The organism is Nostoc sp. (assembly GCF_036917095.1).
In the GTDB taxonomy this organism is placed as follows: domain Bacteria; phylum Cyanobacteriota; class Cyanobacteriia; order Cyanobacteriales; family Nostocaceae; genus Nostoc.
On the sequence record NZ_JBALFH010000002.1, the window covers coordinates 80,290 to 93,750 of the forward strand.

At 43.0% G+C, this 13,461-nt stretch carries 13 protein-coding genes and 1 tRNA gene; 6 read left to right on the forward strand and 8 right to left on the reverse strand.

What is annotated here, in order from left to right:
• Positions 1 to 14 precede the first annotated feature (14 nt).
• The gene (locus V7L01_RS00760; protein WP_335030979.1) at positions 15 to 851 is read left to right on the forward strand and encodes a polysaccharide deacetylase family protein; all 837 of its coding nucleotides are present in this window, start codon (positions 15 to 17) and stop codon (positions 849 to 851) included.
• Between the two features lie 33 nt (positions 852 to 884).
• Here V7L01_RS00760 and V7L01_RS00765 read toward each other — a convergent pair whose 3' ends face one another.
• The 3 genes from V7L01_RS00765 to V7L01_RS00775 form a co-directional block, all read right to left on the reverse strand.
• Positions 885 to 1,277 carry an alr0857 family protein gene (locus V7L01_RS00765; RefSeq protein ID WP_335030981.1) on the reverse strand — a complete coding sequence of 131 codons (393 nt, stop codon included), beginning with the start codon at positions 1,275 to 1,277 and terminating at the stop codon, positions 885 to 887.
• Between the two features lie 16 nt (positions 1,278 to 1,293).
• A complete protein-coding gene (locus V7L01_RS00770) occupies positions 1,294 to 1,800 on the reverse strand; it encodes an HNH endonuclease (RefSeq protein ID WP_335031037.1) in 507 nt (168 codons plus the stop codon).
• A gap of 114 nt (positions 1,801 to 1,914) precedes the next feature.
• Positions 1,915 to 2,163 (reverse strand): hypothetical protein, encoded by a 249-nt coding sequence (locus V7L01_RS00775; protein ID WP_335030983.1) that lies wholly within the window; start codon positions 2,161 to 2,163, stop codon positions 1,915 to 1,917.
• A 71-nt stretch (positions 2,164 to 2,234) separates the two neighbouring features.
• Here V7L01_RS00775 and V7L01_RS00780 point away from each other — a divergent pair, with 71 nt between their 5' ends.
• From V7L01_RS00780 to V7L01_RS00790, 3 genes are all read left to right on the forward strand, one after another.
• The gene (locus V7L01_RS00780; protein ID WP_273765967.1) at positions 2,235 to 2,570 is read left to right on the forward strand and encodes a hypothetical protein; all 336 of its coding nucleotides are present in this window, start codon (positions 2,235 to 2,237) and stop codon (positions 2,568 to 2,570) included.
• A gap of 524 nt (positions 2,571 to 3,094) precedes the next feature.
• Positions 3,095 to 5,113, forward strand: a complete 2,019-nt coding sequence (locus V7L01_RS00785) for a sensor histidine kinase (protein WP_335030985.1) — start codon at positions 3,095 to 3,097, stop codon at positions 5,111 to 5,113.
• 8 nt (positions 5,114 to 5,121) lie between these two features.
• Positions 5,122 to 5,718, forward strand: a complete 597-nt coding sequence (locus V7L01_RS00790; RefSeq protein ID WP_335030987.1) for an SRPBCC family protein — start codon at positions 5,122 to 5,124, stop codon at positions 5,716 to 5,718.
• Between the two features lie 103 nt (positions 5,719 to 5,821).
• Here the strand turns inward: V7L01_RS00790 and V7L01_RS00795 are convergent.
• A tRNA-Glu gene (locus tag V7L01_RS00795) sits at positions 5,822 to 5,894 on the reverse strand.
• 327 nt (positions 5,895 to 6,221) lie between these two features.
• Here V7L01_RS00795 and V7L01_RS00800 point away from each other — a divergent pair.
• The gene (locus V7L01_RS00800) at positions 6,222 to 8,141 is read left to right on the forward strand and encodes a cation:proton antiporter (protein ID WP_335030988.1); all 1,920 of its coding nucleotides are present in this window, start codon (positions 6,222 to 6,224) and stop codon (positions 8,139 to 8,141) included.
• Between the two features lie 210 nt (positions 8,142 to 8,351).
• On the opposite strand, the gene V7L01_RS00805 is transcribed toward V7L01_RS00800, so the two are convergent.
• A complete protein-coding gene (locus V7L01_RS00805; protein WP_335030990.1) occupies positions 8,352 to 9,011 on the reverse strand; it encodes a cytochrome b N-terminal domain-containing protein in 660 nt (219 codons plus the stop codon).
• 97 nt (positions 9,012 to 9,108) lie between these two features.
• Complete coding sequence (locus V7L01_RS00810; RefSeq protein WP_335030992.1) at positions 9,109 to 9,804, reverse strand: esterase/lipase family protein; 696 nt, start codon at positions 9,802 to 9,804, stop codon at positions 9,109 to 9,111.
• A gap of 618 nt (positions 9,805 to 10,422) precedes the next feature.
• On the opposite strand from V7L01_RS00810, the gene V7L01_RS00815 reads away from it, so the two are divergent.
• A complete protein-coding gene (locus tag V7L01_RS00815; RefSeq protein WP_335030994.1) occupies positions 10,423 to 12,069 on the forward strand; it encodes a hypothetical protein in 1,647 nt (548 codons plus the stop codon).
• 289 nt (positions 12,070 to 12,358) lie between these two features.
• On the opposite strand, the gene petJ is transcribed toward V7L01_RS00815, so the two are convergent.
• Positions 12,359 to 12,703 carry a cytochrome c6 PetJ gene (gene petJ, locus V7L01_RS00820; protein ID WP_335030996.1) on the reverse strand — a complete coding sequence of 115 codons (345 nt, stop codon included), beginning with the start codon at positions 12,701 to 12,703 and terminating at the stop codon, positions 12,359 to 12,361.
• A 223-nt stretch (positions 12,704 to 12,926) separates the two neighbouring features.
• Complete coding sequence (gene petE / locus V7L01_RS00825; RefSeq protein ID WP_335030998.1) at positions 12,927 to 13,346, reverse strand: plastocyanin; 420 nt, start codon at positions 13,344 to 13,346, stop codon at positions 12,927 to 12,929.
• Between the last annotated feature and the right edge of the window lie 115 nt (positions 13,347 to 13,461).

Consider the following 13,461-nt stretch of genomic DNA (forward strand, 5'->3'; position numbering starts at 1 on the left):
TTTAAAAGCCTGACGTGACAGACAACTCCTTGAAGCGACAACAGATAATTAGTATTGTCGCGATCGCCTCTACGATTACAGCTTGTAGTATCACCCCACAACTGGGGTTGAACAAGCCTTTAAGCAAAATCCATATTGCACAAGTTCAAGCTCATCCAGCAAAGGGCCAAATTAATGCCCAACTACCGCCAGCCAAAGTAGAAAACCCTACCTTTACAATCCCAGCTAAATTTCAAGGAAAAACTGTTTATCAGGTGCATCCCAGGAATAACGAGAAGGTTATTGCTCTAGGCATTGATGATGGGCCCTGGCCGAAGACAACCCTAGAAATGCTGGGTATCCTGAAGCAAAATGATGTTAAGGTGACATTTTTTTGGGTAGGACAAGCTTTGCAAGCAAATCCCGACCTAGCCAAGCGTGAGGTAGCCGAGGGACACGCCATTGGCAACCATACTTGGCATCATTGGTATCGGCGAATGGATGAAGCTACAGCCAAGAGTGAAATCGATCGCACAGCCGACCTGATATACAAAACCACAGGAGTTAAAACTGCTCTGTTTCGTCCTCCTGGAGGCTTTTTAAATAACGGACTAGCCGCTTACGCCAAAAGCCAGAAAGACGCTGTAATTATGTGGTCGCTAACTTCAGCTGATACCGATCCTCACGCCAAACCGCAGGCATTTGTAAATAATGTCCTGAAAGGCGCGAAACCTGGTTCTATTGTTTTAATGCATGACGGTGGTGGCGATCGCCAAAGAACTGTAGAAGCTTTGCCACAAATCATCAGTGGACTCAAACAGCAAGGCTACCGATTTGTGACAATTCCCGAATTGCTACAAATGGAGCAATAAAGGTGAGAAATTCTCCTCACCCTACTATTTCGTTTATTCACTCATGACAGAAGCACTACTTTCTTGAGCTTCTTGCCAAAGTTTGTGCAAAAAGAACTCAGCGCGATCGCTCATAGTGGTAACGAACACACCGACAGCATCCTTAGAACTATTTGATAGCCAAGAACCCCGCAGGGTGACTTCCATATATTCGGCATCGCAAGCACAGAGGGCGATGATTCCTCTGTCATCTCTTTTTACCTCAGCCCTGAGTACTTCTACTCCTGGCAAATCAACAGGAAGCAAAAAGGAAGCGGTATTGGGTTCAATGCATAAACCTTGCCCAACTCGCAGGGCTAAAATCACTCGCTGTGCTACCCATTCTTCTAGCGACAGAGTGAGACATTCCAAATCAAAACTGCTTTCAGTGTAAGTTAATTTCAGCATTCCTTATGCTCTCCTGTTATTCCAGGTTTGCTTGCATATCTATCCAAAACTGTTCGGCAAAAGAAATCGCGGGGTGCATTGGTGCTTTTGGTTTGGTACGCAGTTGCATACCAGCTTCAAACAGGGTGCGATCGCCTTTACGGGAGTTACATCTCTCACAAGCTGTGACTACGTTATCCCAAGTGTGAGAACCGCCTTTAGAACGCGGCATCACATGATCTAGCGTTAAATGTTTGGCGCTGCCGCAATATTGGCAACTGTGATGATCTCGTCGCAACACTTCCCGCCGATTCACGGGCGGAACTTTCCACATCCGCTCATTGGAAGTGATTGTCAAGCGAATGTGTTTTGGTACATCAATTACCAGACTGGGTGAGTGAATTTGCCATCCGCCTTCTGTGCTAAAACCCAGCGGTTGAGCTTTGTTGCTTACTAACAGCACAATCGCCCGCTTGATATTGACCCGGCACAGTGGTAAGTAATTTTGAGAAAACACCACCACAGATTGCTCTAACACTTGCATTGCGTTCGCGCCGCGCATGGAAGATATCGTCACAGCTTAACTCCTTATAAAAAAACCCCCGCTTCAAGTTTTCGGTGAAGCGGGGGTTAGAATTGACCGGAAAATTTTCTGGTCTCATATCGGTACAGTATTTCTTTGCCTGTACCCCCCGCTTTGTTCATCTAGTTCTGGTTTCGCAATCAGCGCACTAATGCTGAGATATCTAGATTCATAATTACCCTCTGTGATTTGCCCATGATTCCGGCTACCATCGCCCATAAATAAATACTCCACTTCCATAGCAGCTGATTCCCAACCGGCTCGGCAATTGGTAGCGCAAAAAGAAGTGGAGATGGGGTAAATGGATTTCACAGAAAATTTCACCTATTGAACATTCCTTTAAACATACTACACTTGTATTACTATCCTGTCTATACCTTTAAGGAGAAAAAGTGATGCATACGATCGCCCGCACCCCAACCACCGATATGGAAGTTACCAGCATCCGCCTAGAGCGGGAACTCAAAGATAAACTCAAAGAAATAGCTGGGAATCAGGGATATCAAGCTCTGATCCGAGATATCCTTTGGAATTATGTCCAGCAAAAATCAGGTGAGTGGAAGCCTCGATTTTCGCGAACCGACATTCGAGCTAGCATAGCTGCCACAGCTCAGCAAGAAGAACGCTGTGTACTCACAGGTCAACTAATTCAACCCCAACAACCAATGTTGTTAGGACTGACGAGGAATGGCGATATGGTTCCTCTGAGCGTCGAGAGTTTGGCTGGATAGTCTTATATTTAGGCAAATGCAGCCCAATTATTAGTAAAAATAATTGGGCTGCATTTAAAATTTAGTAAAATTTAGCTTCATTGATATTTTACTGAGAGTTACGGAGATAAAAGAGTAGCTTGTTAAACCTACTAGCTTAAAAAAAAAATTCATAAAAATTTATTAAATAAGTTAAGTGATTTTACGCGATCTTAAAGGCGATTTCGCTGTAATTCCAGAGAAATTACGGTTTATGTATACTTACAGACAGGATAAAGTTAGTAGATTATTTCAACATAGAGCAGCCAAAAATAAGCTAACTTAGGATAACTTAAGTATTTACTTACTTATGTAACAATGTAGCAATTTGCTTGATCCAGTGCTAACTTGGCCATCTGAGAGAGAAAAGGGCTATAACAGGTGAGAGAAAGGATTCATACAAGATTTATCAATTATCAGGGTGTAGCAACACAACTAACGGTGAAAAATATGCCAAAAGGTTGGGTGCAAAAACAATGGTGTTATTATCCGAGGGCGTGCCAAGAATGAAAAAGCCTTTATCGTCGCCGCCACATTACGTCGATGACATAGATCGACTACAACCTTACCAAGTTAAGCTGATGCAGCATCAGGAAGAACCTGCCCGCCAGTTGGTACAAAAGATTAACCAAATCATTGCTAATACCTCGGCGTCGGCATCGATGCTGCAAGATATTGCCCAATTACTAGGAATTGTTTTTAAAGTAGATTGCTGCTGCTTGGTTTCAGTAACGGGTGAGACAACCGAGGGAGCGACTACTACTAATTGGTGTGCTGATGAGTATCTAGGGTTGCCACACCCAGAAGAGATGTTTTCAATGGAACAGTTGCTTATGCACTCGCCAGTGCTGCAATGTGCTGCTGAACCATTGACTATTGAAGACATTTCTCTAATTCACAACAGTCTGGTAATTGGTTGTCAATATTTGCCACTACCACTAAAAGCAGTTTTGGCAATTCCCACCCGATTTGGTGGCAATAATAATGGGGTGATTAATCTGATTAAATTCCAACCTTATGATTGGAGTGAATCAGAAAAACAATTGCTCAAAGAAGTGGAGTCAGCTTGCGCGATCGCTTTTTCTCGCGTAGCACAAGCCCAGCTAATTGCTCATCAACAACAGGATCTGCAAAAGAACAACCAGTATCAAAGCTTGATTAAGCAATTAACTATACTGAGTCGTAGCAACTTGGAGCTTAATCAAATGCTCCAGTTAATTATCGCCTCGACTGCGGAATCTTTACAGGCAGATCGGGGTCTGCTTATACTACTTAAATATACAGATCCACTATTTAGGACTCAAGCTAAAAAACAAATTCCTAAAGCTAAAGCTAGAGTAATCGGTGAATGGGCTAAGGCAACACAAATTTCCCGCACTACTAAATCAGAGTCCTTAGATGAGTCTTTCTTGCTTTCAGAGTGTGGTTTATGCCAGCGTGCCTTCATGGAATCTGGAAAAGCTGTAATCTTCGATGACTATACAGACCAAAATGATACCTCGACAGCTGCTCCATTATTTGCAATAGAGGAATTGCCTGCGGTACTATTAATGCCATTAGAGAGTCAAGGTAAAATCTTAGGATTCTTGGTGCTACAGCAAGCTGTCACTCGCAATTGGCAAGCAGCAGAAATAAATCTTGTGGAAATGGTTTGTGCTCAAGTAAGTAACGCCATAATTCAATCACAGACATTGCGCCAAGTCCAAACATTGGTAGATGAGCGGACGGCGAAACTACAGAGCAGTCTGGAACTCCAGGCAAAATTGCATGAAAGAACACGGCAGTATGTTGAGCAGCTACGGAAACTCAACGAACTCAAAGATGAATTCTTGAGCAACATGAGCGATCGCTTGCGCTATCCTCTAACAAACATGCTGATGTCAATTCGTAACTTGCGTTTGCCAGGAATAGCAGCAGAACGTCAAGTTAGATATCTGGATATCCTAGAGCAGGAATGTACAAAAGAAATCAACTTGATTAATGACTTGTTGACGCTCCAAAAACTAGAGTCGCCTCACGAAGCCCCGCAATTAGAATCTATAGATTTAAATACTAGAATCCACGATATAGCAGCATCTTTTGAGAAAAAGCTCGCAGAGAAGGGATTAAAGATTTCTGTAGATTTACCAGAGGAATCGCTAAAACTGCAAACTGAACTGGAAAGTTTTGACCGCATTCTTCAAGAGTTATTAACAAATGCCTGTAAATACTCAGATCATGATACCATCGTGCATTTGCAAGCTGCTCACCAAGTAGATCGACAAATCGATCGAGTTATCATGAAGGTAACCAATACAGGACGCGCCATTTCTCAAGAAGAAGCGACCTATATCTTTGACAAGTTCCGTCGCGGAAAAGGGCGCTGGACTCCAGGAACTGGCTTGGGACTTGCTTTAGTCAAGTCTTTAGTGCAGCATCTAAATGGAGCGATCGCTGTTGAAAGTCTCCAAATCTCGGATTCCGAACAGAGCGAAATTTGCTTCACCCTGACTCTGCCCCAATTTTCAGACGAAAGCAAACCATAATTCTGAAAGTGACTAAAAAACAGAACACAACAGAGAACCCTGATTTCCAGTCTCTCTCTGATGACACCAACCTGGAAGGGGATTTGCCTGCTGATACAGTTGCTTTGGCAGCCAAAGTAGAAGTTGAAATTGAGAAAATAGCAGAGCGACAGCGGCAAATTACTGCTAAAGTCCAAATCCCCCAACCAGTGGAACAGATTTGGAAGGTTCTGACAGATTATGAAGCCTTGCCTGACTTTCTCCCCAACCTCGCCAAGAGTCGTCTAATGGAACATCCCAATGGTGGCATTAGACTAGAGCAAGTAGGCTCCCAGCGCTTACTGAATTTCAACTTTAGTGCGCGGGTAGTTCTGGATTTAGAAGAATACTTCCCCAAAGAAATTAATTTTCGCATGGTAGAGGGAGATTTTAAAGGCTTTTCTGGTAGCTGGTGCTTAGAGCCTTATTCCCTCGGTGAGTATGTAGGAACAAATCTTTGCTACACAATTCAAGTTTGGCCTAAACTCACTATGCCAGTAGGAATCATTGAAAATCGCTTGAGTAAAGATTTGCGGTTAAATCTTCTGGCTATTTACCAACGTGTAGAAGAGTTAGCCAAGCTTTGAACCTTATGTATAGTTAAACTATCATTCAGTTTTGTCCCTGAATGATAGTTTAATTTCGCAGATTTCCAGCAAAAGTATTTTTTGCTTTTTGATTGTTTTTAAGTACCCCCAGGGGAATTCGAATCCCCGTTACCTCCGTGAAAGGGAGGTGTCCTAGGCCTCTAGACGATGGGGGCATCGGACTCAGACCTTTTATAAGGTAACCAATTTCCTAGCCTTTGTCAACAGCTTTTGCCAAAAAAAGTTTATGGCGGCTAAACTGGGTGGAGGCAAAAGCTTGAAAAGGATACAAAGACATGGAGACACGTAAAAAAGTCCATAGAAGCTTATGCGGGAAGCCGCAGGTTGCGTCAGTGTCCGGCGATCGGAATTTAGAGGGACGCCCAGATAGAAAAAACGCTAAATTCAGCAATGAACAAAGGGTATGATGTTGTACCCTGTAGAGTTAATATCTAAAATTTTTATACAAAAGATTTTGAAAGAAATCGCTCAAAATCTACAAAATGGAAGCATCTTTTGAAATCACCCTACAGATGGCGATCGCCGTCCTTGCTGGCATTAGCGCCCAAGTGCTGGCTGCATACTTTCGGATACCCAGCATTGTCTTGTTATTGCTGTTAGGCATCCTCTTTGGCTCTGATGGCATTGGGCTGTTGCATCCCCATTTACTAGGCACTGGGCTGGAAGTTATTGTCGCCCTAGCAACGGCCATAATTTTGTTTGAAGGCGGACTTAACTTGGATCTGCGAGAGTTAGGTAGAGTTTCAGTCAGCCTGCAATTGCTCGTCACTTTAGGAACGCTGATCACATTGCTCGGTGGGAGTATGGCAGCCCACTGGCTGGGAGAATTTCCTTGGAACATAGCTTTTCTCTATGCTTCCATAGTTGTGGTTACAGGCCCAACCGTTGTTGGCCCTTTGCTCAAACAAATCAATGTAGATCGGCAAGTGGCAACACTTTTGGAAGGTGAAGGGGTTTTAATTGACCCTGTAGGGGCTATCCTTGCCTTCGTTGTCCTCGATACCATTTTGAACGGCGATGCTGACCCCATTAATGCGATCGTCGGTTTACTAATGCGCCTGGGTGTTGGCGCGGCAATTGGTGGTGCTGGCGGTTATCTGATGAGCTTGATTTTCAAACGCGCCAGTTTTCTGTCATTCGAGCTAAAAAACTTAGTGGTGTTGGCGATACTTTGGAGCCTGTTTACCTTATCGCAAATCATCCGCAGTGAATCGGGAGTAATGACAACAGTAGTTGCAGGAGCAGTCTTTGCTAACTCCTCAGTCCCAGAAGAACGTCTGTTACGGAGCTTTAAGGGTCAGCTGACAATTCTCAGCGTCTCGGTGCTATTTATCTTATTAGCTGCTGACCTATCCATTGCCAGTGTGTTTGCTTTAGGTTGGGGTAGTTTATTAACTGTTTTGGTATTAATGTTTGTCGTTCGCCCAATTAATATCCTCTTGTGTACCTGGAACAGCGATCTCAACTGGCGACAAAAACTGTTTTTAAGCTGGGTTGCTCCTAGAGGAATTGTTGCTGCTTCTGTCGCTTCTTTTTTTGCGATTTCCTTGACCCAGCGCGGCATTAACGGCGGAGATTCCATCAAGGCTTTAGTTTTCCTGACAATTATCATGACTGTTGTTTGCCAAGGGCTAACAGCAGGCTGGGTTGCTAAATGGTTGCAAATCACTTCAAAAGACGTAACTGGGGCAGTGATTGTGGGTTGTAATCCCTTGAGTCTTTTGATTGCCCGGTTCTTTCAAGAACGGGGAGAAAACGTGGTGATGATTGATACTGACCCCGAATGTCTTGTGCAAGCCGAGGCACAAAATCTGCGGGTGATTGCCAGCAGTGGGCTTGATGCTGCTGTTTTGGAAGAGGCAGGACTTGCTTCTATGGGTACTTTTTTGGCTATGACAAGTAATGGTGAGGTGAATTTTGTTTTGGCTCAACGGGCAGCTGAGGAATTTAAACCCCCGCGTGTCTTAGCTGTTTTCCCCCGCGATCCGCAAGCGAATACCTCGGTTAATAATAAAGTCAATCAAGCTTTTATTCCAGATTTAGCAATTAAAACTTGGAATGAATATCTGAATGATGGGCGCGTCAAGTTGGGAACAACTACGCTAAACGATCTGGAATTTTCTACTCAATGCGATCGCATCCAAGAAAAGATTCGGACTGGGGTGTTGATACCGCTATTGGTAGAACGAGATGAACGCTTACAGGTAATGCCAGCTAACCAAGATTGGGAAGTTGGCGATCGCATTATTTACCTGTTGCATGACCCCAGACCTAGCCTTTTAAAACGCTTATCTGGTGCTACCCAATCCACTCCCCTATCTTTAGAAAAGTTACCGGAAGTTGAAGACCTATCCCTCGCCCAATTGTCTCAATTTTCCGCTAGTGAGGCTCCTGGGGGATGAGGGGATGGGGAGGCAGGGGGCAGGGGAGAAGATGCTGTAATTTCCCAGCAATAGAGGGTTTCAGAGCCTATAAATTTATTTATGCTTAATGTTAAATATTTATTTCGAGATGCATAGCACAAGAAATAATGTGTCCAAAATCAAGTCCCTAAATTTATTTATGGGCTTTTCCCCCCTGCTCCCTGCTCCCTGCCCCCTGCCCACTCTTTATTAGCCTTGGGAAGGAATAAATCCGCCTTCTGGTGGTTGTTGTAAATTATCAATTTCTGGTCTTAGCGCTTCTTGATACATTTGCCATTCTTGCCACAGTAAAGCAGATAAATGCACTATGGCAAGAATTAAGGTCGCCACAGAAATTAGATAACTGTGGATTGTATAAAGGTGTTGGATTGTAACTGTGTTAATCGCTCCACCCCCAGTTAGGATGTCGCGCAATTGTCCACCAATAAAAGGAATCGCTTCGATGGTTCCTAGTTCAATGTTAAAACGCCAGTATCCTTCTTGAGTCCAATCTAGGATCATCGCTGTCCAATTCAGCCCGATCGCACTTAAGGTAAGCAAAATGCCGCTAATCCAAGCAGCCAGCCAACTCTGGCGAAATTGCCGACCTAAAAACATCACCACAATTTGAATCAGAGCGATCGCAATTACCGCGTTACCAGCAATATCATGCGCTCTCCAAAACAACCAGCCGTATGGCAGTTGTGTATTAATCATCTTCAATGAGTTATAAGCTCCGCCTGCTGTCGGTTCATAGTAAAAAGAAAGCATTACTCCGGTAGAGATATAAATTAAGCACAAAGTCAAAATCACGAACGATATTATCGTCGCTACTCGTCGCAAAATCCTATCGAACTGGGTGCTTTGCATAGCTCACCCCTCCTGTTCTTAACTAGGTATTTATTCTTATTACAATTTTAGCTAAGAAATATTAATAAATCTTGCATTACCCAGAAAAATAAGTTTTTTAAATCAAATATTGCACCCAAGTTTTTAAAGGTTCTGGCGAACCATACCAAATCCCAGGACTTCTTGGTGAATGCCTCACACCTTCAATCACCAGATTTTCTGCTCCTTCTAAATGAGCAGCTTCAATGGGTGTAATGCCATCTCCCCAAGTGTTGCCTTTACCGCAGGTTAATTGGTAACTACTGTAAGCTAACCAGCTACCAGGCCGCCTTTCTCCAAAGATAGTTTTGCCAGCGACGCAAACGTAACGAACGTTTTTGTAAAAAGCTCCTGGGTAGTTATTGTTAACAAAATCTAGATTGGAGCGCGTCCAGCGTTCTTGACTAATATGGGGTGTACCCAAGGTGATGAGAGTAGCAATCAGGGGATGCGCTTCCCAGAGGGATGGTTTAAGATTACCTTTTGCCAAATAAGGCTTTTCGCCCATGTAGATGCGGGATATCCAACCTCCGGCTGAGTGACCAATCAAATTAATTTGAGTAGCATTGTGTTGCCGCAATGTGTGCTCGATCGTAAGATTGAGTTGTTGCAGAATTGGCGTTATAGGTCTTCCTCCAATAGTGGGTAACCAGTCACGGCGTCGCAGTGGTACTGTAACCGTGGGAAAATCTAACTGTTGTAGGAATTGTTCTAGTTGGCGGTATGCGATCGCGCTTTCTAGATATCCAGGCAAAATAACTGTCGGTAACGGCATTTTAAATTTTGGATGCAATGATTGAGGGTTTGAACTTTTTTGACGAAGAAGTAGTCAGAAGTTAAAAGTTAGAATTGCGATCGCATGACTGACTCCTTTTATAAAAACCCAAATAGCTTTCGTGAGCTTTAGGGCTAGAATGCCAATAAAATTGTGCAATTTGCAACAGTTTTAGGGCTGCTTATGTGGTAGTATTTTCACATAGGGAGTAGTCTCGGACAAGCAAGAGTGCCATCTATTACATAAGCGTAGTTGACTGGGAAACAGCAGAAAAAACAAGGCAACTTCACCAGATGTTTTAATGTACTCAGACTTGTGCATTCACTTAAACTTGATAAATATCCCAAAGCAAATATAAATTTTAATTGTGTGCGTCATAAGAATAAAAAATCAAAAGTAGTGATTTCTCAAATATCTCTTTAGCAAACTCAAATTTATATGATCCGGGATCGTTGATTGATTAAAAACTTGAATAAATGGCAATTTTGGCGTTTTGATTGCCAGCACAGAAAGTTATTATCCCTTTAGAGGGATGCATATCTTGCCATATCTTGCAAGATAGTCGGAAATAGAAAATCGCTAGTCAACTGTAACTGAGTCGAGTGAACGAGAACACCTATGTCTTACGTCTCCCTGCTGAAAAATATACCAGATATCTTAAGCCAGCCAATTGGGATAGCAGCTATAGCCTCCCTTGGCATCCACGGTGCGATCGCCATGCTTGTGCCATTGATGCCTATGGAGTCTAACAAGCCCAAAGAAACAGCATCTTCCAAAACAGTCGGATTATTGGAATTGAGCCAAGCCGACCAAAACCGTTTGCCGCAAACCACACCCCAAGTTGGTTTACAACAATTACCTCCAATAGCAACACTTTCTGCTCCTAACTTTAACGCCCAAAGTGTATTGCCGCCATTGGCACCAGGGGCATCTGGTCAACTAGGAATGCCTCCGCTATCCCCATCATCGAATAATTATCCGGTTTCTTCCTTACCTTCAAGGCAGACTTTGCGGATGATTCCTAGTGACAATTTGCGATTTGACGCCTCTAAATTTGACAGTTCTAAATACAATACCAACGTTAAATTTTCTCCATCAGTTCCTCGTGTGAATGTCAGTGACACTAAATACGAGCCACCTAAGCTGCTGGCTGCAAACAGATTCCCAGAATTGCAGTCGCGGCAAATACCTGATGATATTATGCAAAAGCCGCTGCCTGTAAATAGATTGCCAGTATTGCAGTCGCAGCAAATACCTGATGATATTCTACGGAATACCCAATCTCCAAACTTATCTGACACTACCTCCGTTGCAACAGTACAGGGAAATAGGGCTTCACAAATGATGCAATCGGGTAATGATGTGTCTAGAATTGCTCCAAACCCGCTGATAACTTCTCTAAAACAAGCTCCAAGTAGTGGGGATACTTTAATTGGAAGTAGGGTAAGCACGCCCCAGACAGCCGATTTATCGGCGAAGGGAACTCAACTGGCGATGATCGGCCAGCTAGACTCCTACGCGAACCTGAGAAAAGAAGTCCAGCGAGAATACCCGAATGCTGAACAAAAGCCAGTTATTCGTCAAACATTACCTGCGGATAAGCAGAATCTTGAAGGGGCTGTTTTAGGTGTATTAGTGGTAGATCCTGATGGCAAGGTCTTAGATATCAAGTTTCAAGACAAGTTAGTTTCCCCAGAATTGAAATTAAAAGCAAGGGAATACTTTAACAAGCAATCCCCCAAGGGAGATAAACAGATCAGTTCCTATCCATTTAACCTGCTTTTCCAAAAAAACAGTAGCAATACTATTGGAACTACTCAACAGCTAAGACCTTCATCATTATCTGCGCCGGGAATCAATAAGAATCAGCTTACCCCCTCACCAACAGCTACTTTTAAACCATTACCCAATCTGCAAATCAGAAATAGCCAGCCTGCGTCTTCAGCAACAGGTACTCTCAAACCATTAACTGCACCAAGAGTCAATAGCAATCAGCCTGAGTTCTCACCGATAGCTACTCCCAAACCATTATCTGAACTGCCAATCAGAAATAGCCAACCTGCGTCTTCACCAGCAGGTAATCTTAAACCATTATTTGCACCGGGAGTAAATAGCAATCAACTTACGCCCTCACCAGCAGTTACCTCTAAACCATTATCTGAAAATAAGAGTCAGTCTACAACCTCCGCTGCATCCGATCAAAAATTAGTAGAACGGCTGCGCGAAGTGAAGGAAAACAGACAAAAATCTAATTCAGAACAATAATCACCCGCTGGTGATTTTGGATTAAGAAGAAGCTAAAAGTTATGAATGATAAAGACTCTGAATTTATCATTCATCTTTAAAATATCTTTTTTGGGAGTTGACGAACTGGCGATCGCTAGTTCGTCATATTCTATATAACTAAGTTTGAAATTCGTTACAAGCTTATACCTATAAATACACTTAGGTATTTCCAACAAATAAATTCTCCAATTTTGTGGGGTGGGTATCTCACCCGCCTTTAATTAGTGGCGAGATGCCTACCCCACAAGAAGTATACGGTACAGTTACTTTACCAGCCTTGCTCTGCATTCTGAAAAACGTAAGCAGCTACCTCCAGAATCTCCTCAGGACTTAACTTGCCTTTAAAGGCAGGCATAGCATTTTTTCCATTTTGTACTTGGTGGATAATCGCCTCGATGGAGTCGCTATCATAATTTTCTAGGTACTTTGACAATGCTTCCTGTTTCAAGGTCTTCTGGCTGATAAGGATATTTCCGCCACCTATATGGCAAGAAGCGCAGTTAGCCTCGAAAATTTTAGCACCGTTGGATATTTCGGCAGCTAGTGCTGGACTAATGAATGTCAATTTGAATAAAGCGATCGCTGACAGTAGAATTAATAAAAGTATTCTCAACAGAATTTCCTCGCAAGAAGCCTCCAGCAAGAGTATAAACGCGATTAATCCCTAATTAAGTCAAAATTGATCGAAATTGGCGGTAACGAATTCATCCTTCCATCGCCACAGGTTGGTTAGCGTCTTTGGGGAGGACAGAACTCGTTACCGCCATTTATTCGTGTGGCGTGTTGCTATAAGCTAATTTCACTGGTAAATCAGTCTTGTGTCAACGGCGATGTTTTTAGCCTTGGACAGTAACTGTACCGACCATGCCAGCACCACGGTGGGGTTCGCAGTAAAAGGTGTAGTCACCAGCAGGTGCGTCTGCTGCAAAGGTGGTCGTTTCCTTTTGACCAGGACTCATGAGCAACTTTTTATGAGACAGAGATTTAGCTAAATCGGCGCTCTTAGAGGGGTTTTTGGCAGCATCAAACACAACATTATGGGGAGGAACTTTATTGTTCACCCATTCAATGGTGTCACCTGGTTTAATTGTCAACTTTTTCGGTTCAAATGCCAGCATTCCTTTATCGCTACCCAATTTCACCTGGTAAGTTTCAGCCGAAGCGCTGGGAGTAAAAACAGCGAAGCTGCTAACAACTAAAACGATAGTCAACACAGCTAAACCAAAGCGTCGCCAGCTTGCTGAAATCAATTTCATGGCTCTCTCCTAACAAATAATTTTTTTCCTTTTCTCATTTTAAATAAAATCAACACCAAATATGACAATCTGTCATAGATACAATTTTTTTTTTAAGAATGGCGAGTAATTTATT